The sequence below is a fragment of the Helicobacter pylori genome, from assembly GCF_003637685.1.
Taxonomy (GTDB): Bacteria; Campylobacterota; Campylobacteria; order Campylobacterales; family Helicobacteraceae; genus Helicobacter; species Helicobacter pylori_CJ.
In genome coordinates this window covers 70,083-91,520 of record NZ_MVWW01000005.1, presented here as the reverse complement: position 1 = coordinate 91,520, position 21,438 = coordinate 70,083, and the positions used below count along the sequence as shown (strand labels likewise).

The following is a 21,438-nucleotide window of genomic DNA, read 5'->3' as shown; positions in this document are numbered from 1 at the left end:
TTTCCATTTTTAAGGTTTTTAAAAGCCATTTTAACACAAATTATCTCAAAATCTCTTTGGCTCTTAAGATGTCTTGTTGGATCTGATTTTTAAGCTCTTTTAACGAAGAAAAACGCATGTTGTCTCGTATTTTTTGAACCCAACGCAAAGCGATTTCTTTGGGCGGGTTTTCTATGATCGTATCAAGGACATGGCATTCTATGGCGAAGTTTTGATCCGCACTTAAGCGATTGCCTATAAAACTCACGCTTTTTTGATAAATTGGATCCTTTATTTTCACTAAACTCGCATACACCCCAAAACTAGGGAGAATAAAATCTTTGGTTTTGATATTTAAAGTAGGAACTAATTCTTTATGCCCTAAACCTTGATCGCTAATGACTTCCCCACACACTTCATAAGGCCTGCCTAAAAGCTTGTTAGCTAAAAGCAAGTCGCCATGACTTAGGGCTAGTTTGATGATTTTAGAATGCACGCTAATTTCTTGGATTTTCACTTCAGGCACAATAATGGTTTTTTCAAAACGCTCTTTTAAAAATAAAGCGTCATTTTGTCTCTCATGCCCAAACCTGAAATCATAGCCCACCACCAGGCGTTCTAAATTGGGGAATTTCTTTTTTAAAAGATCTAAAAAATCTAGGGCGTTTAAGCGTGAAATCTCTTCTAAATATACAACAAATAAAGGCATGCCCACGAGTTTAGCGCGGTATTTTAGGGGGGTTAAATAGCCTTTAGTGTAATGTTTTTTTTCTATGATTAAAAGGGCTTTAGGATCTTTTAATTCTTTAAAAAGGGCTTGATGCCCTAGATGCAAGCCATCAAATTTACCGATAGCTAAGCTTTTAACCTCATGCTCGCTTGAAATGGATAAAAAATTCAACATTCCCGTTTTTCCCTTTCACTAAGCTTTCTTGGATTGTTAAGATTTGAAAATCCTTTGTTTTTAAATGGTTTTTAAAGTTTTCTAAAGCGTTTAAAATGGCTTCTTTATCCATTACCACCCCCTTTTTATTGCGTTTTATTTTTCTGCCCACTTCAAATTGCGGTTTGAAAAGCGCTAAAAATTCACCGCTTAAAGGCAAAACCGCTTCTAAAATACCATATAAAGAAATAAAGCTCACATCACAAAGCACTAAATCAATTTTTTCTGGCGTTTTAAACGCTCTAATATCACATTCTTCGTAACATTCTATGCGTTTGTCTTGTTTCAAACTTTCATCTAATTGCATTTTCCCCACATCCACGCAAAGCACCTTTTTAGCCCCTTTTAAAAGAGCCACTTGACTAAAGCCCCCCTTGCTCGCTCCCACGTCTAAAACAACCTTTTCTTTAAAATCTATCAAGTGGTTTTCTAAAAAAGCCCCTAATTTTTCCCCGGCCCTGCTAACGAATAGATTGGTAGCGGCTAATTCAATTTGATCATCCTCTTTAACGATAAAAGAGGGTTTAGAAACCACCATTTTATTGACTAAAACCTGATTTTTTAAAACCAGTGCTTTCGCTTTTTCTCTGCTATTTGCTAAATGCTGGTTGAATAAAGCGTAATCTAGGCGCATTAAAATTGAGGTAAGGGGACTTGGTAAGCGAAATTAAAAACAATCTTGCCTAAACTATAAGCATCAAGCTCTAATTTGGCTTCTTGCACCGCTAAATAATCCAATTTGTCAAAAGCGAGTAGAAAAGCTCTGCTCCACCGGTTCGTGGTTTCTAAAATGCCATCAAATTCGTCTTTTGTGATTTCTCGCACCCATAAAGGCTCTGAGCCTGTAGGTTTTGTGCCAAAAAGTTCATAAGAAATATAGCCATCATCTATCCAGTCGTTATTTTGCGTGAAAATCTCCACTAAAAAATACTCATGATCGTAGTAAGTGCCGCTATCCACATCGTTTAAATGCGTAGCGATAGCCGTGATGATAGGCACATTATCTTGGGTGATTTCGCCTTTCCTGCTGGCTTGGATCTTTTTTTCTAAAACTAAGTCTAGCGTGTAAGTGTCTTCATTAAAATTGCTCACACACCCCAAACAAAAGAATAAAAACACCAGAAGTATTGAGAGATTTTTCAAGCCCATTCCTTGCTAAAACCCATGCCATTTTTAGCTAAAATAAAACCGATATTATAACTAAAAGGGGGTTTTATGCCAAAAAAATGCCGACACTTGCTCCAAACCAGCGATTTAAGCTTGGATGAAATCAAGCTTTTATTGAACAAAGCGAGCGTTTATGCGAACGATTTTAACGCCGTGTCTTTAGAGACAAAAGAAAAAATGCAAGATAAAATCATCGTGGCGTTGTTTTTTGAAAATTCCACCAGAACGGTGTCTAGTTTTGAAATCGCAAGCCTAAGGTTGGGGGCAAAAATAGTGAAATTAAACATGCAAACAAGCTCCACTTCAAAGGGTGAAACTCTGATAGACACTTTTAAAAATATCCATGCCATGCAGCCTGACGCTATCATCACACGGCATGCTTTTTCAAGCGCGCCTTTTAAATTAGCCGAATTTTCACAATGCCCTTTGATTAACGCAGGAAGCGGCGTGAGCGCTCATCCTACCCAAGCGTTATTAGACTTGCTCACCCTTTATCAGCATTTTGGCGGTTTAGAAAATTTGAAAGGGAAAAAAATCGCCTTCATAGGCGATGTGAAAAATTCCAGAGTGGCTAATAGCAACATTAAATTACTCCAAAGACTAGGGCTTGAGATCATGCTGTGCGCGCCAAGCTCCATGCTCCCTATCACTCCTTTAAGAACGACGCATAACATTGAAGAAGCGATAGAATTTGCTGACATCTTAATGAGTTTGAGGACCCAAACCGAACGGCACAACGCGCCCATTTTTGCGAGCTTGAAAGATTACGGCAACGCTTATTGCATCACCCAAAAACGCCTAGAGGCTCATGCTAAAAATAAAGAGATCATTATTTTACACCCAGGCCCGGTGCATAGGGATATTGATATAGAAAGCGCGGTGTTAGAAGACAAGCGATCTAAAGTTTTAGAGCAAGTCAAAAATGGCGTGGCAATGCGCATGGCGGTGTTGGAGTTTTTGCTACTAGATTGATTGTCAAACTTAAAAAATGCTTTTTGGCATTTTTTACAATCAATATGAGAACTTTTGTGTTAAAAATGGGTTTGGTTGTAAAACGGCACAAAAACCCCACTTTGATTAAGTTTTGATTTACTTTATCTCATTTTATGATGAAACTAAAAAAATTTCGTTATAATCTAAAATAGTTGAGTTAATTAAAAGTAAATAAATAGCTTGATTATGCTTCTTTGTTTTTAGATCAGTTAAGAATTGTAGTCTTTAAGATGTATTGGCTATTAAAAGGAAAAAAATGAAAAATAGCGCGCTTTTAAAGAATCAAGTTTTTCGTGGGTTATATGTTTTAAGTTTGAGCGCTTCTTTGCAAGCGTTTGATTATAAAATTGAAGTTTTAGCGGAGTCCTTTTCTAAAGTTGGCTTTAATAAAAAAAAGATTGACATAGCTAGGGGGATTTATCCTACAGAGACTTTTGTAACCGCTGTAGGTCAGGGCAATATTTATGCGGATTTTTTATCCAAAGGCCTTAAAGATCAAGGGCATGTTTTAGAGGGAAAAGTTGGCGGCACGCTAGGAGGGATCGCTTATGATGACACCAAATTCAATCAGGGCGGATCGGTTATTTATAACTACATCGGTTATTGGGATGGCTATTTAGGGGGTAAAAGGGCCTTGCTTGATGGCACGAGTATCCATGAGTGCGCGCTTGGTTCTGATGGCAAGGTGATTGATTCTATAGCGTGCGGGAACGCTAGGGCTAATAAAATCCGCCGTAATTACTTGATGAATAACGCTTTTTTAGAATACCGCTATAAGGATATTTTTTTAGCTAAAGGAGGGCGTTATCAATCCAATGCTCCTTATATGAGCGGTTACACGCAAGGCTTTGAAATCAGCACTAAAGTTAAGGATAAAAATGAAGCAAGCCATAAATTATGGTGGTTTAGCTCATGGGGTAGGGCGTTCGCTTATGGGGAGTGGATTTATGATTTTTATTCTCCAAGAACCGTGATTAAAAACGGGCGCACTCTAAATTATGGTATCCATTTAGTGAATTACACTTATGAAAGAAAAGGAATTAGCGTCAGCCCTTTTTTCCAATTTTCGCCCGGGACCTATTATAGCCCTGGGGTGGTTGTAGGCTATGATAGCAACCCTAATTTTGATGGCGTGGGCTTTAGATCTGAAACAAAAGCTTATATTTTGCTCCCTGTCCATGCCCCCTTAAAAAGGGATACTTATCGTTACGCTGTGAAAGCGGGTACTGCCGGGCAAAGCTTACTTATTAGGCAACGATTTGATTACAATGAATTTAATTTTGGGGGAGCGTTTTATAAAGTGTGGAAAAACGCAAACGCTTACATAGGCACGACAGGAAACCCTTTAGGCATTGATTTTTGGACCAATAGCGTTTATGATATAGGGCAAGCCTTAAGCCATGTGGTAACCGCTGATGCCGTCTCTGGTTGGGTTTTTGGTGGGGGCGTGCATAAAAAATGGCTGTGGGGGACTTTATGGCGTTGGACTAGCGGCACTTTAGCCAATGAAGCGAGCGCGGCTGTTAATGTGGGCTATAAAATCAGTAAGAGTTTGACAGCGAGCGTGAAATTAGAATATTTGGGCGTGATGACGCATTCAGGCTTTACGGTAGGGAGTTACAGACCCACGCCCGGCTCTAAAGCGCTTTATTCAGACAGGAGCCATTTGATGACAACTCTTAGCGCTAAATTCTAATCAATCGCTTTAAGCTGTTTATTAAAGCGTTAAAAATCCCCTGGTAAAAACACTATAATACAAGTTTAATCAAATCCAAAGGTTAAGCATTTGAAACTCTTTTTCAAGCGTTATTCTAAATACCTTAAAGAGCATTATAAAAGTTTTATAGTGGTTTTATTTTCTTCTTTGGTGGTGGCTTTAAGCACGGCTTGGGGGACTTATTTAGTCAAGCCCACTTTAGATGAAATTTTTATCAATAAAGACACTCACATGCTCAAAATCTTGCCTTTTTTAGTGATTTTGGCGTATTTGGGTAAGAGTGGAGGCATGTATTTAGGCACTTATTTCACTAACTTTATCGGGCTTGATATTGTCAAAAAAATACGCAACACCATGTTAGAAAGCCTTCTCAAAATGGAAATGGATTTTTTTAACAGGACTAAAAAGGGCGAATTGATCGCAAGGATCACCAATGATATAGGATTGATTAGAGCGAGTTTGTCCAATTACCTTTCAGAGAGCCTAAGAGAGGGGCTAACCATTGTTGGGTTAGTGGGGGTGGTGATCTATCAAAGCCCTAAATTAGCGCTAGTGGGGCTAGTGATCATGCCACTAGCTGCTATTCCTATCAGCAAAATCATTCGTAAGGTTAAAAAACTCGCTAAATCCTATCAAGAGAGTAACGCCAAAATCACCGCTCGTTTGAGCGAAGTTTTTAACAATGTGGAAGTGATTAAAATCTCTAATGGCGAAAAGTTAGAGCATAAGGCTTTTGTGAAAGAAAATGAAGCGTTTTTTAAAATCGGTATCAAAAACATCGCCGTGGCTGAAATTTCTTCGCCTTTAATGGAGTTTTTGGGATCGATTGCGATAGCGTTAGTGATTTATTTAGGAGGGAATGAAGTGATTAGGGGTCATATTAGCGTGGGGGCGTTTTTTTCTTTCATCACAGCCCTTTTTATGCTTTATACGCCGATCAAACGATTGACTAGGATTGTTTCTAATTTTCAAGAAGCCTTAGTCGCTAGCGACAGGATCCATGAAATTTTAGAAAGAGAGCCGGCTATTATTGATGGAGTCTTAACGCTGGATGACGCTATACACACCATAGAATTTAAAAAGGTGTGGCTCGCTTATGCACTAGACAATCAAGAGCGTTATGTTTTAAGCGATATTAGTTTGAAATTCCAACAAAATGAAATCATCGCTTTAAAAGGCGAAAGCGGGAGCGGTAAAAGCTCATTAGTGAATCTGATCTTACGCCTTTATGAGCCAAGCAAGGGCGAAATTTTCATCAATGATCAAAAAATAGAGAGCATCACTCAAAAATCCTTGAGGGAAAAGATTAGCGTTGTCACTCAAAGGGTGTTTATCTTTAACGGGAGCGTGGCTGAAAATGTGGCGTATGGTTTAGAAATTGATGAGGTAAAAATCAAAGAATGCCTAAAAAAAGCTCAAGCCTTAGATTTTGTGGAAAAAATGCCTCATGGGATAGAGAGCGTTTTAGATGAATTTGGCGCTAATCTTAGCGGCGGGCAGCGCCAAAGAATCGCCATTGCAAGAGCTTTGTATAAAGACGCTCAAGTTTTAATCTTTGATGAAGCCACTTCCGCTTTGGATAATCACACAGAAGAGAGTATTAAACAAAGCATTTTAGAATTGAAACAAAACCGCTTGATCATTCTTATTTCGCACAACCCAAGCACGCTTAAATTAGCCACTAAGCATGTGAAATTAGAGCATGGGCGTTTGATAGAATGCTAAGGGTTTTAAGCGTTGGTGTTGCTTTTATTTTACTGGGGTGTCAGTTTTTCAATAAAACGACGCTCCACTTAAAATATAAAGATTACCCCAAAAACAGCCCTTTAAAAACCGCTTCCACTTTAACCCCCCCTAAAATTTTTTTTAACGCTCATTTTGTGCCGCCCTTTTACCAAAAAGAATTTAAAAAAGCCCTCACCCAACAAATCGCTTATTTTTTAAAAGATAAAAGCGCTTTCACTTTCAATGTTTCAGGCAATGTTTTTTTTTCTTTTGAAGAGAGTCCTAAAGATTTAAAAGCCATTAAAGAAAGGCTTAAAAAGACGATTGAGCCTAACGCTGACCCAAAATCCGTCATGCGTTTTTTAAACCTTCAAGCGAGCTTGATTTTAGAATGCGTCCCGCAAACCACTTGCCCGTTTGACACCCTTTTAATCCCCACCGCTTTCAGCGTGCCTGTTTATTACGCTAATCGTTTGGGCGATAACCCCTCTCTTTTTTCCCAAGAAGACAAAACCTATCATAACGCTTTAATCAAAGCCCTTAACAAAGCTTATTACTCTCTTATGGAGGGTTTAGAAAAGCGTTTGAACGCTATAGAAAATGCCGAGTGGCTTTAAGGCATGAAAAAGATTTTATTTTTTATTTTTGTCATTTTGTTTTCGGTAGGGATTTATTTAGCTTGGCATGTTTTGTTGGAAAAAGCCCTAGAATTGAAATTAGTAACCTCAGCTAATGATTTGCTTTTAAAATTGTTCGCGCTTCTTGGCGTTTTTTCCATGTTAGTGCTTTTTCAAGGCGTTATTTCTTCGTATAAGGAGCGCCAACTCAAACGCATTTTGCAAAAAATAGACGCCATGAACGGCTTTGAATTTGAAGAATATTCCAAAATCTTTTTCACTTCAAAGGGTTTTGAAGTTACAATCACTCAAAAAAGCGGCGATTATGGAGCGGATTTGATCATAGAAAAAGACGGCGTCAAATGGGCGGTTCAAGCCAAACGCTACTCGCATAAAGTTTCGCCCAAAGCCATTCAAGAGGTGGTCTCTTCTAAAGCTTACTACGCTTGCGAAAAAGCTTGCGTGATCACCAACAGCTACTTCACGCAAGCGGCTCAAAAACTGGCTCAAGCTAACGGAGTGCTTTTGATTGACAGAGACGAATGGATCAAATTTTTGGGTGGGAAAAACTAATCCAAGCAAGATAATTTATACAATGCTTTTATTTTTATGATTTCTTATTTATTTCCTATTAAATTTTTTCGTAATCGCATGCGTTATAATGTGAAAATTTAGCATCAATTTTTGTTTGGATAAAGGGGTTCAATGATTCAGTCTGTTCGCATTAAAAATTTTAAGAATTTTAAGGACATTCAAATTGATGGTTTTACCAAACTCAACATTATTACTGGTGGGAACAATGCGGGCAAATCCAATTTGTTAGAAGCGTTGTATTATTTGGTAGGTAAATCCATGCACCCATGCGCTAATCTAACAGAAATTTATGACAATATACGCAAAGAGCCTTTAACATCAGAATCAAAAAGCTTAATGTTTTATGGTTTAGACACTAAGGAAGAAATACAAATTGTTACAACTTTAGATAGCAATCAGACCTTGGATTTGCAAATAAAATTCATAGCCAGTGAAAACCAAAAGGTAATAGAGTCGCAAATAATACCCACAGCAGAACAAACTCAAATGTCCTCTCAGCTCAATTTCACTCTTAAAAAAATAATGAAGAAATCTATAACGATCATTTAAATATTGCTAAAGCTTATAATTTCCCACCAATTCCTAATCAGTCAGGCTACAATAGGCAATTTAAGAATTTTGAACCCAGTCAATTGCAAAAACTTTCACCCTTTAAAAGCACTACCATAATACCTAGCGATGTTGTTTACAGGCAAGCTCATATGATTCAAGCGGTGAGTAAAATTTGCAGTAACAACCAATTAGAAGAAGAATTAAATAAACATCTTAATCAATTTGATAACAATATCCAATCTATTAGCTTTAATACCAACAACCAACTCAAATTAAAAGTGAAAAATATCAAAGAAAAAGTCCCACTATCTGTATTTGGTGATGGTTTGATTACATATTTGCATATTGTAAGCGCTTTTATGGCTGATAATGCAAAAACGATTTATATTGATGAAGTGGAGAATGGCTTACACTTTTCTCGCATGAAATTATTATTAAGGTGTGTTATTGATTTTATCAACGACAACAAAGATGGTAATTTGCAAGTGTTTATGACTACCCACAACCAAGAATTTATAGAAATTTTAGATCAAGTTATCAGAGAAAAGGATTTTGCGCATCAAACTAAGTTGTTTTGTCTTAAACAAGACGATCAATATGTTATTCCAAGAACTTATTATGGAGAAAATTTAGAATATTATTTTGAAAATGAAGAGAATCTTTTTGGCTAAAGCATCATACTAAGATTAGGATCATTCAATGACAGATAAAGAAATACTGATTTTTGTAGAAGGTCCAAGCGATAAGGTGTTTTTAGAAGTTTATCTGTATTTTCTAGAAGATCTTCCAATCAAAAATTTTAAGGTGCAAAATATAAAAGGAAAAGATAACCTATCTAAACGATTGATTGAAATTGAAAAATATGATAAAACACTTATCATTTTTGATGCGGATAAAAACTATGAGAGTAATAAAAAAGAGATTTTATCAAAAACACAACAAAAGATTACAAAAGAACAAATCTTTTTATTCCCTAACAATCAAGATGATGGCGATTTAGAAACCCTATTATTAGAAATTGCTAAACACGATGAATTTCTTAAATGCTTTGAAGGATACTTAGAATGCATTAAAAGTAAAGAACATTATAGACCGATTAAAAACATAAGAAAAAATATGCTGTATGCCTATTTAGAAGTGTTTGAACTACAGAAATTTTTCCAATACAAGTGGGATACAAGTAACAAGAATGAGAAATACATTATTATTGATGATAAAGGTAAAATAAAGGAAGAACACCAAGAAGAATATGAAAAACTAAAAGAAGCGATTGATTTTAACTCAAATTCTCTCATTCCCCTTAAAGATTTTCTAGGGCAATTCGCAGAAAATAATCAAAAAACAAATCTTAAGATCTTCTAATTTAACAAAATATATTACAATTATCTAAAAAATATTATTTTATAAAAAGGCGTGCTGTGAAATTGTGGTTTCCTTATTTTTTAGCGATTGTGTTCTTGCATGCATTGGGTTTGGCGTTGCTCTTTATGGCTAATAACGCTTCGTTTTATGCGGCGGCGTCTATGGCTTACATGCTAGGGGCAAAGCATGCGTTTGATGCGGATCACATCGCTTGCATAGACAACACTATTAGAAAGCTCACCCAACAAGGCAAAAACGCCTATGGCGTAGGGTTTTACTTTTCTATGGGGCATTCAAGCGTGGTGATTTTAATGACCATCATCAGTGCGTTTGCGATCGCTTGGGCTAAAGAGCATACGCCGATGCTAGAAGAAGTAGGGGGGGTAGTGGGGATTTTGGTTTCTGGACTTTTTTTGCTCATTATAGGGTTATTGAATGCGATTATTTTAATAGATTTATTAAAAATATTCAAAAAATCGCACTCTAACGAAAGCTTGAGCCAACAACAAAATGAAGAGATCGAACGGCTTTTAACGAGTAGGGGCTTACTCAACCGCTTTTTTAAGCCCTTATTTAATTTTGTTTCCAAGTCGTGGCATATTTATCCTGTGGGTTTTCTTTTTGGGCTAGGCTTTGATACCGCTAGTGAAATCGCGCTTTTGGCCCTTTCTAGCAGTGCGATTAAAGTGAGTGTGGTGGGCATGCTTTCTTTACCCATTCTTTTTGCCGCTGGCATGAGCTTGTTTGACACATTAGATGGGGCGTTCATGCTCAAGGCGTATGATTGGGCGTTCAAAACCCCTTTAAGGAAAATCTACTACAACATCTCCATCACCGCTTTAAGCGTGTTTATCGCGCTTTTTATCGGGTTGATTGAGCTTTTTCAAGTCGTTAGCGAGAAACTCCATTTAAAATTTGAAAACCGCCTTTTAAGCACCCTACAAAGCCTGGAATTTGCAGACTTGGGCTATTACTTGGTGGGCTTATTCGTAATAGCGTTTTTAGGCTCGTTCTTTTTATGGAAAATCAAATTTTCTAAATTAGAGGGCTAGATTTTAAGCTCTCAAGTTATCGCTCAACAAATCTTTAAGGCTTTTATTTGAAAAACCTGGCATAAAGGCTTTAGGGTTTGAAAGGCTTTCGCTCAAATAACCTAATAATCCCTTAATTTCATTTAATTTTTCTTCCAAATAAGCTTGAAACCCACCAACATTTTCCAATAAATTCAACGGATTAGCCACAATCATGGAAAAAACTTCATCGTTAATGGCAATGTTGAGCTGAGTGTCAAACAAAGGAGAGGCTAAAAACTGGCAATTTTCTACGATTTCTCGCAATTCTTGTTTGATGATAGAAGCTTGTAAAGCGTCTTTATCTTCTAAACCCATGCTCTTATTGAAGAGTTTTTTGCAAGCGATTTGCAAGACTTGCAATGCTCCAACGCTCTCGTTTATATTTTTCATGTCCCTACTGAATTGGGCGATTTGTTGGGATTTATTCATCACATTGGTTTTAAAATCGCTTGTTTCAACACCGCCCAAATGCTTTTGAAGAGTTTTTAAAATATCCATAAAAAACCTTTTAAATAGAATTGATCATTCACAAGCATTTTTCGTTCCTTTTTTATGCAAACTTCAAAAACACCCTTAAAAAGGTTTTTAGGTATAATTAACGATCTTTTAGTTTCAAAGAGTAGAGAGATTGGATGAAAAAAATATGGCTTTTGGTGTGGGGCTTGTGTTCTTGGGTGTTTTTGCATGCGATAGAAACGATAGAAAAAGCCCCTACAAATGTAGAGAATAGGGACAAAGCCCCCCATTTGTTGCTTTTAGCAGGGATTCAAGGCGATGAACCTGGAGGGTTTAATGCAACTAATTTGTTTTTAATGCACTATAGCGTTTTAAAAGGCTTGGTTGAAGTGGTTCCCGTATTGAATAAGCCTTCCATGTTAAGAAATCATAGGGGCTTGTATGGGGATATGAACCGCAAATTTGCCGCTTTAGACAAAAAAGACCCCGAATACCCCACTATCCAAGAAATCAAATCCTTGATTGCAAAACCCAATATAGACGCTGTCTTGCACTTGCATGATGGTAGCGGGTATTATCGCCCTATTTATATTGATGCGATGCTCAATCCTAAGCGCTGGGGGAATTGCTTTATTATTGATCAAGATGAAGTTAAAGGGGCGAAATTCCCTAACCTGCTTGCTTTCGCCAACAATACGATTGAGAGCATCAACGCCCATTTGTTGCGCCCCATTGAAAAATACCATTTAAAAAACACGCACACCGCGCAAGGCGATACAGAAATGCAAAAAGCCCTAACTTTTTATGCAATCAACCAAAAAAAGAGCGCTTTTGCCAATGAAGCCAGCAAAGAACTCCCTTTGGCATCAAGGGTGTTTTACCATTTGCAAGCCATTGAGGGCTTACTCAATCAACTCAATATCCCTTTTAAGCGCGATTTTGAGCTTAACCCTAATAGCGTGCATGCCCTAATCAACGATAAAAATTTATGGGCAAAAATCAGCTCTCTGCCTAAAATGCCCCTTTTTAATTTACGCCCTAAACTCAATCATTTCCCTTTACCTAATAACACTAAAATCCCACAAATCCCCATAGAGAGCAACGCTTACATTGTAGGGCTAGTCAAAAATAAACAAGAAGTGTTTTTAAAATACGGCAACAAGCTCATGACACGATTATCGCCCTTTTACATAGAGTTTGATCATTCTTTAGAAGAAGTGAAAATGCAAATTGACAATAAGGATCAAATGGTTAAGATAGGGAGCGTGGTTGAAGTGAAAGAGAGTTTTTATATCCATGGCATGGATAATATCCGCGCGAATGTGATTGGCTTTAGCGTTTCTAATGAGAGTAAGCCTAATGAAATGGGCTATACGATTAGATTTAAAGATTTTCAAAAACGCTTTTCACTGGACAAGCAAGAAAGGATCTATCGCATAGAATTTTATAAAAACAACGCGTTTAGCGGGATGATTTTAGTGAAATTTGTGTAGGGATGGGATAAACCTTGCCAAAAGATCTGATAGTGTTTTAAGGCAACGCCTAATAAAATACGATAGTCGCAAATAAAGGATAGTGATGCCAGACATTAGAAATCTTTATTTATCATTACATGACTTAACAGAGAGACTATGCAAAACAAGCAATAGACTTCGCATCATGCATTCATCTTATTCTTTTTCAGCAAGGGAACATCGTATTTTAGAAAGAATGCATGAGATAATTCAAGAGGGTATAGATGGCTTAATACAGCGACTAGACAATGACTTAAAGGATGATTGCTCTCGTATTCTTGTCCCTATTAAATATATACAGGGCTTATGCCTTGTTGGCAACATGAAACCTGACGAGCTATACATATTGTTTATTAAAATCTGTGAACTTATTCGTTCGCAATGCAGAAGTAATCTATCTCGCAGCTCTCTTTCTTTTATTGGTGGTGCAATCAGCGGCTTGAATAAGCAGATCCGTTTGTATCAAAAATGGAAATGAGAAAAGGAAAATGCGATAATTTCTTTCCCTTATTGTTATGGTAAATCACCATTGAGAGGCGTAAAAACACCCAAACAAACCCAAGTATTAAAAGACAACAACCCTTTTGAATGTTGCGGTTTTTAACCCGCTACTTCTATATCGCACTACCTTTATTATATTACTTCTTGCCCCGCATCCAATAAGGCTTCTTTAATCAAATCCTGTGTCGCTGGAGCGTCAAATTCTACAACCACGCTCTTTTTTTCCACGCTCACATCAATAAAATTCACGCCTTCAATTTCGCCCACAAATTTTTCAATTTTATCCACGCAATGGTTACAAGTAATGCTTGGCACTTGAAAAGTTGCTTTCATTCAATGATCCTTAATTTTAAAATTCCTTAGCCTTTGGGAGTTTAAAACCACACTCACAGAGCTTAAGCTCATCGCTAAACCTGCAATCGCCGGGCTTAACATGAGATTAGCCTTATAAAGAACCCCACAAGCTAAAGGGATAAACACGCTATTATAACAAAAAGCCCAAAACAAATTTTCTTTGATATTTTTAATGGTCGCCTGGCTTAATTTAATCGCGCTATAAACCGATTTAATATCGTTATTAAAGCTCACAATATCCGCTGCTTGCACGCTCACATCGCTCCCTTTAGCCATCACCACCGCCACATCGCTCATAGCAAGGCTAGGAGCGTCATTCAAGCCATCGCCCACCATCATAACGATCTGCCCTTTTTCCTTAAGCTCTTTGATCTTATTGAGCTTGTCTTGTGGCTTAGCGTTACTGATATAGCTATCAATCCCTAATTCAAGTGCGCATTTTTGGACATTCTCTCTATTGTCCCCGCTTAAAAGAAAGGTGTTAATGCCTAATTTTTTGATTTGAGCGATATGCTCTTTCACGCCTTTTTTGGGCAAATCTTCTAAAACAAACGCCCCTAAAAGCTCGTCTTCTTTTTCATTGATTACTCTACCCACAAACACTAAAATCCCGTTTTCTTGAATTTCTAGCGTGTTAATAGGGTTAAAAAACTCGCTATTGCCTACTTTGATAATCTCTTTAGCACTTTGATAATCTGTTTTAGCGCTGATGCCAAAACCCGTTTTCACTTTAACTTCACTCATTTCTTTTAAGGGAGCGTCATGCTCTTTGGCGTATTCTACAATCCCTTTAGCAATGACATGCTCGCTATTATGTTCAATGCTGCTCGCTAAACTCAATAGCTCTAATAATTCTATGTTAGAATGAACGCTTTTAACGACAGGCTTGCCGTTAGTGAGCGTGCCGGTTTTATCAAAAACGATCGTATTAACTAACCTTGCTTTTTCTAAACTTTTAGCGTCTTTAAAGAATAAGCCTAAAGAACTCGCTTTTTGGTTCGCTACTAAAATACTCATAGGCGTAGCCAACCCCAAAGCGCAAGGGCAAGAAATCACTAAAACCGATACAAACACTTCTAAAGCAACCCCAAAATTCCACCAAAAATCAGGTTTAGGCGCGATGATGAGCCACACCACAAACGCTAAAATAGCGATAGCGATCACGCTTGGCACAAACACGCTTGAAACCTTATCCGCTAAGTGAGAAATCTCTGCCTTTGAGCTTTGAGCGTTATGGATCATTTCTATAATTTGAGATAAGGTGCTGTTTTTGTTATTTTGCGTGGCTTTCATTAAAAAACTCGTGTTGCTATTGAGCGTCCCTGAAAAGACTTTATCGCCGACTTTTTTATAAACCGGCAACGCTTCGCCGCTTAACATGCTCTCATCTAATTCCCCTTCGCCCTCTATGATTTCGCCATCTACCGCAATCGCGCTTCCAGGAAGGACTTTCAAAATATCCCCCACCACAATGCTATCCACTAAAACCTCAATCTGTTGGTTATTGTGCATTTTAAGGGCGGTTTTTGGGGAGTTTTTCATCAAGGCTTGCATAGCGTCTAAAGCTTTGTCTTTAGAAACATTTTCAATGCGTTTGCCCACCATCACAAACATTAAAATCACGCACACGCTCTCAAAATAATAATGCCCATAAGACCACTGGCTTGTATAAACGAAATACAATTGCCACAGGCTTGAAATTAAAGCAGCGCTTGTGCCTATGGCGATAAGGCTACTCATGTTGGGTTGTCTGTGCCATAAGGCTTTAAACCCTTGAATGTAAAAATCCCTCCCTAAATGCATGACAATGAGCGCACCTATAAGCTGTAAGCATGCGTTTAAAAAATTACTATGGTTGTTAATCGTAAGCAAGCTTTCAGGTAAAAGGCTAGGACTAAGCATCGCCCCCATAGAAAGATACACCACAAAAATCGTGAAAATAACCGCTAACGCTAATTTAACATTAGGGCTAAAAAATTCTTTTTTTTCTTCCGCTAGAGTTTTTTTAGGGCTATAGCCCAGTTTTTCAATGAGTTTAAAAATTTCGTCTAAATTGGTTTCGTTTTCGTTAAATTCAATATTAGCGCTCTTATTCAAAAGGTTCACTTCTATTTTTTTCACAAAACTCTTACGCCCTAAAGAGCGTTCAATCCCACTAGAACATGCCGTGCAAGTCATTCCCTCTATGTAAAAAGATTCTTTCATGCGCTTTTATTTTTATTAAAAATAATTTTTACCATTAAAAAGAGCCACCGAATGATGCCATAAATCAAATACAACCCCATAAACACGCTTAAAGCCTCTAAAGGGCGCACAAACACTAACGATAAAAAAATCAACACTAAGATGAAAAGCTTGAGATTCCATTTGACTTTTTTAAAATTAGGGTAGCGGATATTGCTCACCATAAGCACCCCCAATAAGACAATAAAGCCTAAAAATAACTTTTCGGTATTGCCTTCTAAAAAATGGTATTTGTTATCCAATAACACACAAAGCACCACCAATACCGCCGCCGCAGGAATAGGGATACCAATGAAAGAATAGGGATCGCTTGTGTTGGTGCTGATATTGAATCGCGCTAATCGTATCGCTCCAAAAATCACAAACAACGCGCTCACCGCCATGCCTATACGCCCAAAATTATACCCCACATAAAAGTAAGTAATAAGGCTTGGGGCGACTCCAAAAGCGATTACATCAGCTAAAGAGTCAAATTCAATACCAAATTTGCTAGTGGTGTTGGTAAGCCTTGCGACACGCCCATCAAGCCCATCTAAAATAAGACTCGCTACCACTAACCAGCATGCCATGACAAATTGGTAACTGGAAGCGTAAAAAATACTCATCATGCCTAAAAAAATACTGCTAGCGGTAAAAAGATTGGGGAACAGATAGAGAGGGTTAATAGGCATTAGAGACTCTTTGAATGGGCTTGATGGGGTATTTTAGAATGAGAATAATCCTAAAATCAATTATGGGAATTAAAACCTTACAAGCGTTAAAAAATGCATAAAAAATGAGCGTTAGAAACAATCCAGAACGCTGTTTGTAAGTATCAAATTTGAGAAAACACAATCTAAGGAAAGATTTCAAACAAACAGAATGTTTATCATAAGGCTTTAAACCCTTATTAAAAATCTGTTTGCAATCTCGCACTTTTAACTCGCTTGCTCTTCTAAAGGGATCAAACGGCTTTCTAAATTGTTGGCGGCTTCGTATTCGCTGATGATTTCACGCACCCTTTCGCCTGTAATGACTTCTTTGTCAAACAATTCTTTGACCATGATTTCAATCGCCTCTCTATAGTCGCTTAAGGTTTGTTTGACATGCTGATAGCGCTCTTCTAGTAGGTTTTTAATGAAAAGATCCATTTCTTCTGCGGTTTTTTCGCTAAATTCCCTACTGCTTCCATAACCGCCTCCTAAAAAGGCGTTCCGTTGCTTTTCTAACACCATAAGCCCGCTGACACTGCTCATGCCGTAGTAACTCACCATGCCTTTAATAATATCAGTCGCTCTTTCTAAATCGTTGCTCGCACCGGTAGAAATTTCTTCCAAAAAGACTTCTTCAGCCGCCCTCCCGCCTAAAAGCACATCAATTTCAGCGATGAGTTCATGCTTTTGCATCAAGTATTTGTTTTCTTCAGGCGTGTTAAGGGTGTAGCCCAAAGCCGCCATGCCCCTTGGAATGATAGAAACTTTATTCACCCTAGCACTCCCTTTAGTCATTTCAGAAATCACGGCATGCCCGCTTTCGTGGTAGGCGACGATTTTCTTTTCTTTAGGACTGATACGCCTGCTTTTCTTTTCTAGCCCTGCAATCCCTCTTTCAACCGCTTCTTTTAAATGCTGTTGTTTGACTTCTTTTTGGTTGTTTCGTCCCGCTAAAAGCGCGGCTTCATTGATGATATTCGCCAAATCCGCCCCTGCAAGCCCTGCGGTGAGTTTGGCGACTTCTTGCAAATTCACATCATTAGCGAGTTTCACGCCTTTAATATGCACTTTTAAGATTTCTACCCTGCCATTAAAATCAGGCTTATCCACTAAAACCTGCCTGTCAAAGCGCCCTGGACGCATTAAAGCCGGATCCAAGATTTCAGGGCGGTTCGTTGCGGCTAAAACAATGACAGGTGCGTTTTCGCTCCCAAAACCATCCATTTCGGCTAAGAGCTGGTTTAAGGTTTGCTCTCTTTCATCATTCCCACTTATCATGCCTCCAGCCGCTCTGCTCTTGCCTATGGCATCAATTTCATCAATAAAAATGATGCTAGGGGCTTGTTTTTTAGCGGTTTCAAACAGATCTCTAACCCTGCTTGCCCCTAAGCCCACAAACATTTCAATGAAACTGCTCCCTCCCATAGAGAAAAACGGCACATGCGCTTCGCCAGCCACCGCCTTTGCCAAAAGGGTTTTACCGGTTCCTGGAGGCCCTATTAACAGCACGCCTTTAGGGATTTTAGCCCCTAAATTGGCGTATTGTTCAGGGTATTTTAAGAAATCTACGATTTCTACCACCTCTTCTTTGGCTTCTTCATTGCCTGCCATGTCATTAAAACGCACATTGGGTTTTTCAGCGTTAATGAGTTTTTTCGCGCTCCCCATGCCAAAAATACCCCCACCCATATTTTTTTGCATGCGGTTTGCCATAAACATCCATAGCCCTAGAATCACTAAAATGGGCATGAGCCACCCTAACATGTCGGTAAAAAAGTTAGACTCGCTAAAACCAGAATAATTGATTTTTTTCTCGTCTAACAAAGGCACTAAGGTTAGATCAGGCACTCGTTTAGCGATATAAATCACACGATTGTTGCCCTCTTTGTGGCTGGCTTTGATCAAAGTTTGACCGATACTCACATTTTCCACTTCGTTATTGCTGATGAGCTGTTTGATTTCATGGTAGCTCACATTTTTAGTGCTAGAAGCTAAGAAATTGTCCGAAAAACTGCCATCAGAATTGAAAGAGCGTAGAAAAAAAATGAGTAAAATCCCTCCAAGAACCGCAAGGACAATGGGACTTTGAAAAAAAGGTTTTTTAGGTTCGTTCGTTGGTTTCATTATAATCCTTAATTTATTGATTGTTTTTTAAGCAATTTTAGAGCGACCCATTCGTTACGCTGTCGTTGCTCTAAAACCTCAAATCCATTATAATAGATCTGTAAAACAGAGTTTAAATGGGTTTCTAAAATCCCTGATAAAATAAGAGTGTGGTTACAAAGCCGCACAAATTCACTATACAAACTCTTAATCACATCAGCGACAAGGTTCGCCACAATGATATCAAAACGCCCTTCAATTTTTTGCGTGGATCCATAAATAACTTTATCTTGCGCTAATAGGGGTATTTGATTCAAGCTAAAATTTTTTAGGGTTTCTTCAACGGCTAAACTATCCGTATCGCAAGCTACTAAAGCGCTAACGCCTTGTTTTTTTAAGGCGATGCTTAAAATCCCGCTCCCACAGCCCACATCTAAAGCGTTTTTGCGTTTTAAATCAAGATCAGAGAGCAATTCCAAACACATAGAAGTGCTTTCATGATGGCCTGATCCAAAGGCCAAAGCCGGATCGATCATTATGCAATCGTCTATAGCGGCATGGCTTGGTTTTTGGTGCCAGCTAGGGTGTATGTAAAATTTGGCGCATCGCACCGGTAAAACAGCCTGTTTGTAGGCTTCTAGCCAGTCTTTTGAAGCCAGATTGCGTGAAAGGTAGAAAAAATCAAACTCGCTTTGCAAGTTTTGCTTTAAGTTCAAACAAAACGCTTTTAACGCCGGAAAAAGCGAATCGCTCAAATTTTTTTCAGAGCGTAAAATAACGAAATTTTTGAGGTGTGGGGGTTTTTCTTTTAAATTTTCTTTTAAATTTTCCTTTAGGGGGTCATGAGTGGCGAAATAACGCCAACTGGATTGGCTTATAAATTCAATGGTTTCTTTATCGTCAAACGCTTTTAAATTTTCTAAGCTTGATTCTTCTAAGGCTAGGTGTGTGGTGTCTAAAAGAAAGCTCTCAAAAAGCTCTCGCTCCTTAGGGAAGATAAAGAAAAACTCATAATACATTGATTCTAACACTCAATCGTTTGTCCCTAAAACAACCTCTAATTTTTCTTTCAAAACTTGGGGGGTAAAAGGTTTCACAATGTAGTTATTCACGCCCGCTTTCAAAGCCGTAATGACCTCAGCTTTACCGCCCTCTGTGGTGATCATAATGATAGGGATTTCTTTAAATCGGTTATCCGCACGCACCTTTTTAACGAGATCCAACCCGTTCATTTCAGGCATGTTCCAATCCGTAATAAGCACCTTAGTGTCCGCATTAGCGTCTAGTTTCTCCCAAGCCTCCACCCCATGCTCAGCTTCTAAAACGTCTTCATAGCCTAAGCGTGAAAGTGTATTTTTAATAATTCTTCTCATAGTTGAGCTATCATCTACTACTAGTAGTTTCAAAGCGCTTCTCCTTTTAAGATTGCATTTAAATTAGGCTCTTTTTAAACAGCCAAAGCGTCTCTAACGCCTTATAATAATAAATCATTCCAAATAATAGCATGTTTTGATTAAAATTACCTTGACCGACAATAATCATTGGCTAAATGGAGCGTTCAATGAGCGTTCTCATTTGTAAAAAAATTCAGTTTGTTTGCTATCATAATAGTTTAAAAGTAATAAAATAACTTTTGAGCGCGATAAAGGGTATTGGATGGTTTGAAAAAAGAAAGACAAGGATTTTACAAGCAAGTGCATTATTTAAGAATTTTAATACTGGGTATAAGTTTTTTAAATATTTTAAATGCTGAAAATTTGAGTTACATGTCTTCTTCTTATCAAATAGGCACGGTGTTTATGCGCCCCTTAAACACCAACAAACTTTTACAAGGGGCTTCAATCCTTCAAGGCTATGAAGTGAATCCTAAAAACGATTGGGCTTATTCTAGGTATTATTTCTTTATAGATTATGGTAATGTGCTTTTCAATAATGATTCCACTTTGCAAGCGAACATGTTCACTTATGGGGTGGGAGGGGATTTTATGGTCGCTTATGCTAAAAACCCTATCAACCGCTGGGCTTTTTTCTTTGGTTTGCAATTGGCCGCTAACACATGGATACTCAATAATAAAGTCAAAGATTTGGTGGTGAATACTTGGGATTCATTGAAAGATTTCAATTTTCATAACACTTATTTTAGGGCTATCGGGAAATTTGGGGTGCAGTTTCGCACGATCGTTTTGTATCATAAGGTGGATGTGGAAATTGGCATGAAAATCTTTTTAACGCCTGAAAGGCGCAGCTTGTTTGAAAGGAGTTTTTTGTTTTTTGTTTCGCACTCGTGGCATTTTTAAGTGGCATTTTTAAAATGGCGGAGAGAGAGGGATTCGAACCCTCGAAGGCTTGCACCTTACACGCGTTCCAGGCGTGCTCCTTCAACCACTCGGACATCTCCCCTTAAAAAGGGCTTATTATAACTAAGATTTGTTTAAAAAGGGCTTATTTTAAAAGGAGTGAATCTTTAGAAATGACGCCATCTATTTGATTTTTAGCGCAAATTTCCCACGACTCTGTATCGTTTAAATCCATAGAAAACAAGATTTTGCTATCTAATAAGTAATTAGTGGCGTGTTGTTGGGCGAGTATGGCTTGCTTAATATCCTTAAAAATACAATAGAGCGGTTTGAAAGCGTTGAATAAAAAAAAGGCGTCCGTCTCTATCTTGTGCGATAAAAAGATCACGCTAAAATGGACGCTATTTTCACAGCAATATTTAGCTAATTCCAAATTTTTTGGGTTTGCTTCAAAACACACTATATCGTTATTGGTGCTGGAATGAATAGCATCGGTGTTTTTAATGAAAACAAAACGAGCGCTAGGGATTAAAGGGTGTCCTAAAATAAGCATTT

22 protein-coding genes, 1 tRNA gene and 1 pseudogene are annotated in these 21,438 nt (G+C 38.0%); 11 read left to right on the top strand and 13 right to left on the bottom strand.

Going from position 1 to position 21,438, the window contains the following annotated elements; all coding sequences use genetic code 11:
* Window positions 1-40: 40 nt before the first annotated feature.
* Genes EAL44_RS05020 through EAL44_RS05010 form a run of 3 tightly spaced genes read right to left on the bottom strand, consistent with a single transcriptional unit; the run spans window position 41 to window position 2,071 of the window.
* Window positions 41-883, bottom strand: coding sequence for a bifunctional riboflavin kinase/FAD synthetase (locus EAL44_RS05020; RefSeq protein WP_121075396.1), 843 nt, complete (start codon window positions 881-883; stop codon window positions 41-43).
* Window positions 849-1,556 (bottom strand): 23S rRNA (cytidine-2'-O)-methyltransferase TlyA, encoded by a 708-nt coding sequence (gene tlyA, locus EAL44_RS05015; RefSeq protein WP_121075393.1) that lies wholly within the window; start codon window positions 1,554-1,556, stop codon window positions 849-851. The genes EAL44_RS05020 and tlyA overlap by 35 nt, the downstream gene beginning before the upstream one ends.
* The gene (locus EAL44_RS05010) at window positions 1,556-2,071 is read right to left on the bottom strand and encodes a hypothetical protein (RefSeq protein WP_000523510.1); all 516 of its coding nucleotides are present in this window, start codon (window positions 2,069-2,071) and stop codon (window positions 1,556-1,558) included. The genes tlyA and EAL44_RS05010 overlap by 1 nt, the downstream gene beginning before the upstream one ends.
* Before the next feature lie 66 nt (window positions 2,072-2,137).
* Here EAL44_RS05010 and pyrB point away from each other — a divergent pair, with 66 nt between their 5' ends.
* From pyrB to EAL44_RS04970, 8 genes and pseudogenes are all read left to right on the top strand, one after another.
* On the top strand, window positions 2,138-3,061 hold the full coding sequence (pyrB, locus tag EAL44_RS05005; protein ID WP_121075390.1) for an aspartate carbamoyltransferase: 924 nt from the start codon (window positions 2,138-2,140) through the stop codon (window positions 3,059-3,061).
* 277 nt (window positions 3,062-3,338) lie between these two features.
* A complete protein-coding gene (hofB, locus tag EAL44_RS05000) occupies window positions 3,339-4,778 on the top strand; it encodes an outer membrane beta-barrel protein HofB (protein WP_121075387.1) in 1,440 nt (479 codons plus the stop codon).
* Between the two features lie 90 nt (window positions 4,779-4,868).
* Window positions 4,869-6,524 carry an ABC transporter ATP-binding protein gene (locus tag EAL44_RS04995; RefSeq protein WP_121075384.1) on the top strand — a complete coding sequence of 552 codons (1,656 nt, stop codon included), beginning with the start codon at window positions 4,869-4,871 and terminating at the stop codon, window positions 6,522-6,524.
* Window positions 6,518-7,141: a neuraminyllactose-binding hemagglutinin family protein gene (locus EAL44_RS04990; protein ID WP_121075382.1), complete on the top strand. Its 624-nt coding sequence runs from the start codon at window positions 6,518-6,520 to the stop codon at window positions 7,139-7,141. The genes EAL44_RS04995 and EAL44_RS04990 overlap by 7 nt, the downstream gene beginning before the upstream one ends.
* Window positions 7,142-7,144: 3 nt before the next feature.
* Window positions 7,145-7,714: a restriction endonuclease gene (locus EAL44_RS04985; RefSeq protein WP_121075379.1), complete on the top strand. Its 570-nt coding sequence runs from the start codon at window positions 7,145-7,147 to the stop codon at window positions 7,712-7,714.
* A gap of 132 nt (window positions 7,715-7,846) precedes the next feature.
* A pseudogene (locus EAL44_RS04980) lies at window positions 7,847-8,958 on the top strand (ATP/GTP phosphatase).
* Window positions 8,959-8,986: 28 nt separating this feature from the next.
* A complete protein-coding gene (locus EAL44_RS04975; RefSeq protein WP_121075376.1) occupies window positions 8,987-9,649 on the top strand; it encodes a DUF3226 domain-containing protein in 663 nt (220 codons plus the stop codon).
* A 56-nt stretch (window positions 9,650-9,705) separates the two neighbouring features.
* Entirely contained in the window at window positions 9,706-10,701 is a 996-nt protein-coding gene (locus tag EAL44_RS04970) for a HoxN/HupN/NixA family nickel/cobalt transporter (RefSeq protein WP_121075373.1), read from the top strand.
* Window positions 10,702-10,704: 3 nt separating this feature from the next.
* Here EAL44_RS04970 and EAL44_RS04965 read toward each other — a convergent pair whose 3' ends face one another.
* On the bottom strand, window positions 10,705-11,220 hold the full coding sequence (locus tag EAL44_RS04965; protein ID WP_121075370.1) for a flagellar FLiS export co-chaperone: 516 nt from the start codon (window positions 11,218-11,220) through the stop codon (window positions 10,705-10,707).
* Between the two features lie 134 nt (window positions 11,221-11,354).
* On the opposite strand from EAL44_RS04965, the gene csd4 reads away from it, so the two are divergent.
* Window positions 11,355-12,671, top strand: a complete 1,317-nt coding sequence (gene csd4, locus EAL44_RS04960) for a DL-carboxypeptidase Csd4 (RefSeq protein ID WP_121075367.1) — start codon at window positions 11,355-11,357, stop codon at window positions 12,669-12,671.
* 217 nt (window positions 12,672-12,888) lie between these two features.
* On the top strand, window positions 12,889-13,170 hold the full coding sequence (locus EAL44_RS04955; protein ID WP_121075498.1) for a hypothetical protein: 282 nt from the start codon (window positions 12,889-12,891) through the stop codon (window positions 13,168-13,170).
* Between the two features lie 155 nt (window positions 13,171-13,325).
* Here EAL44_RS04955 and copP read toward each other — a convergent pair whose 3' ends face one another.
* Genes copP through EAL44_RS04920 form a run of 7 tightly spaced genes read right to left on the bottom strand, consistent with a single transcriptional unit; the run spans window position 13,326 to window position 19,992 of the window.
* On the bottom strand, window positions 13,326-13,526 hold the full coding sequence (copP, locus tag EAL44_RS04950) for a copper-binding metallochaperone CopP (RefSeq protein WP_121075364.1): 201 nt from the start codon (window positions 13,524-13,526) through the stop codon (window positions 13,326-13,328).
* Window positions 13,527-15,752, bottom strand: coding sequence for a copper-translocating P-type ATPase CopA (gene copA / locus EAL44_RS04945; RefSeq protein ID WP_121075361.1), 2,226 nt, complete (start codon window positions 15,750-15,752; stop codon window positions 13,527-13,529).
* Window positions 15,749-16,462, bottom strand: a complete 714-nt coding sequence (gene pssA, locus EAL44_RS04940; RefSeq protein ID WP_001122188.1) for a CDP-diacylglycerol--serine O-phosphatidyltransferase — start codon at window positions 16,460-16,462, stop codon at window positions 15,749-15,751. The genes copA and pssA overlap by 4 nt, the downstream gene beginning before the upstream one ends.
* A complete protein-coding gene (locus EAL44_RS07900; protein WP_121075358.1) occupies window positions 16,452-16,706 on the bottom strand; it encodes a hypothetical protein in 255 nt (84 codons plus the stop codon). Before EAL44_RS07900 ends, pssA begins: the two co-directional genes overlap by 11 nt.
* 2 nt (window positions 16,707-16,708) lie before the next feature.
* A complete protein-coding gene (ftsH, locus tag EAL44_RS04930; RefSeq protein ID WP_121075355.1) occupies window positions 16,709-18,607 on the bottom strand; it encodes an ATP-dependent zinc metalloprotease FtsH in 1,899 nt (632 codons plus the stop codon).
* Window positions 18,608-18,615: 8 nt separating this feature from the next.
* Window positions 18,616-19,605, bottom strand: a complete 990-nt coding sequence (gene prmA, locus EAL44_RS04925; protein WP_162970369.1) for a 50S ribosomal protein L11 methyltransferase — start codon at window positions 19,603-19,605, stop codon at window positions 18,616-18,618.
* A 12-nt stretch (window positions 19,606-19,617) separates the two neighbouring features.
* Window positions 19,618-19,992, bottom strand: a complete 375-nt coding sequence (locus EAL44_RS04920; RefSeq protein ID WP_000772146.1) for a chemotaxis response regulator CheY — start codon at window positions 19,990-19,992, stop codon at window positions 19,618-19,620.
* A 246-nt stretch (window positions 19,993-20,238) separates the two neighbouring features.
* Between EAL44_RS04920 and EAL44_RS04915 the strand changes: the two genes are divergently transcribed.
* Window positions 20,239-20,883, top strand: coding sequence for an outer membrane protein (locus EAL44_RS04915; RefSeq protein WP_000348854.1), 645 nt, complete (start codon window positions 20,239-20,241; stop codon window positions 20,881-20,883).
* A 15-nt stretch (window positions 20,884-20,898) separates the two neighbouring features.
* On the opposite strand, the gene EAL44_RS04910 is transcribed toward EAL44_RS04915, so the two are convergent.
* Both EAL44_RS04910 and EAL44_RS04905 read right to left on the bottom strand, forming a co-directional pair.
* Window positions 20,899-20,986: transfer RNA gene (locus EAL44_RS04910), tRNA-Ser, on the bottom strand.
* Between the two features lie 42 nt (window positions 20,987-21,028).
* Window positions 21,029-21,436, bottom strand: a complete 408-nt coding sequence (locus EAL44_RS04905; RefSeq protein WP_120924369.1) for a hypothetical protein — start codon at window positions 21,434-21,436, stop codon at window positions 21,029-21,031.
* Between the last annotated feature and the right edge of the window lie 2 nt (window positions 21,437-21,438).

Excerpts from the sequence above, each read along its gene's own strand:
- EAL44_RS05020 (WP_121075396.1), bottom strand. The coding sequence starts at position 883 with ATGTTGAATTTTTTATCCATTTCAAGCGAGCATGAGGTTAAAAGCTTA.
- tlyA (WP_121075393.1), bottom strand. The coding sequence starts at position 1,556 with ATGCGCCTAGATTACGCTTTATTCAACCAGCATTTAGCAAATAGCAGA.
- EAL44_RS05010 (WP_000523510.1), bottom strand. The coding sequence starts at position 2,071 with ATGGGCTTGAAAAATCTCTCAATACTTCTGGTGTTTTTATTCTTTTGT.
- pyrB (WP_121075390.1), top strand. The coding sequence starts at position 2,138 with ATGCCAAAAAAATGCCGACACTTGCTCCAAACCAGCGATTTAAGCTTG.
- hofB (WP_121075387.1), top strand. The coding sequence starts at position 3,339 with ATGAAAAATAGCGCGCTTTTAAAGAATCAAGTTTTTCGTGGGTTATAT.
- EAL44_RS04990 (WP_121075382.1), top strand. The coding sequence starts at position 6,518 with ATGCTAAGGGTTTTAAGCGTTGGTGTTGCTTTTATTTTACTGGGGTGT.
- EAL44_RS04985 (WP_121075379.1), top strand. The coding sequence starts at position 7,145 with ATGAAAAAGATTTTATTTTTTATTTTTGTCATTTTGTTTTCGGTAGGG.
- EAL44_RS04975 (WP_121075376.1), top strand. The coding sequence starts at position 8,987 with ATGACAGATAAAGAAATACTGATTTTTGTAGAAGGTCCAAGCGATAAG.
- EAL44_RS04965 (WP_121075370.1), bottom strand. The coding sequence starts at position 11,220 with ATGGATATTTTAAAAACTCTTCAAAAGCATTTGGGCGGTGTTGAAACA.
- csd4 (WP_121075367.1), top strand. The coding sequence starts at position 11,355 with ATGAAAAAAATATGGCTTTTGGTGTGGGGCTTGTGTTCTTGGGTGTTT.
- EAL44_RS04955 (WP_121075498.1), top strand. The coding sequence starts at position 12,889 with ATGCATGAGATAATTCAAGAGGGTATAGATGGCTTAATACAGCGACTA.
- copP (WP_121075364.1), bottom strand. The coding sequence starts at position 13,526 with ATGAAAGCAACTTTTCAAGTGCCAAGCATTACTTGTAACCATTGCGTG.
- copA (WP_121075361.1), bottom strand. The coding sequence starts at position 15,752 with ATGAAAGAATCTTTTTACATAGAGGGAATGACTTGCACGGCATGTTCT.
- pssA (WP_001122188.1), bottom strand. The coding sequence starts at position 16,462 with ATGCCTATTAACCCTCTCTATCTGTTCCCCAATCTTTTTACCGCTAGC.
- ftsH (WP_121075355.1), bottom strand. The coding sequence starts at position 18,607 with ATGAAACCAACGAACGAACCTAAAAAACCTTTTTTTCAAAGTCCCATT.
- prmA (WP_162970369.1), bottom strand. The coding sequence starts at position 19,605 with ATGTATTATGAGTTTTTCTTTATCTTCCCTAAGGAGCGAGAGCTTTTT.
- EAL44_RS04905 (WP_120924369.1), bottom strand. The coding sequence starts at position 21,436 with ATGCTTATTTTAGGACACCCTTTAATCCCTAGCGCTCGTTTTGTTTTC.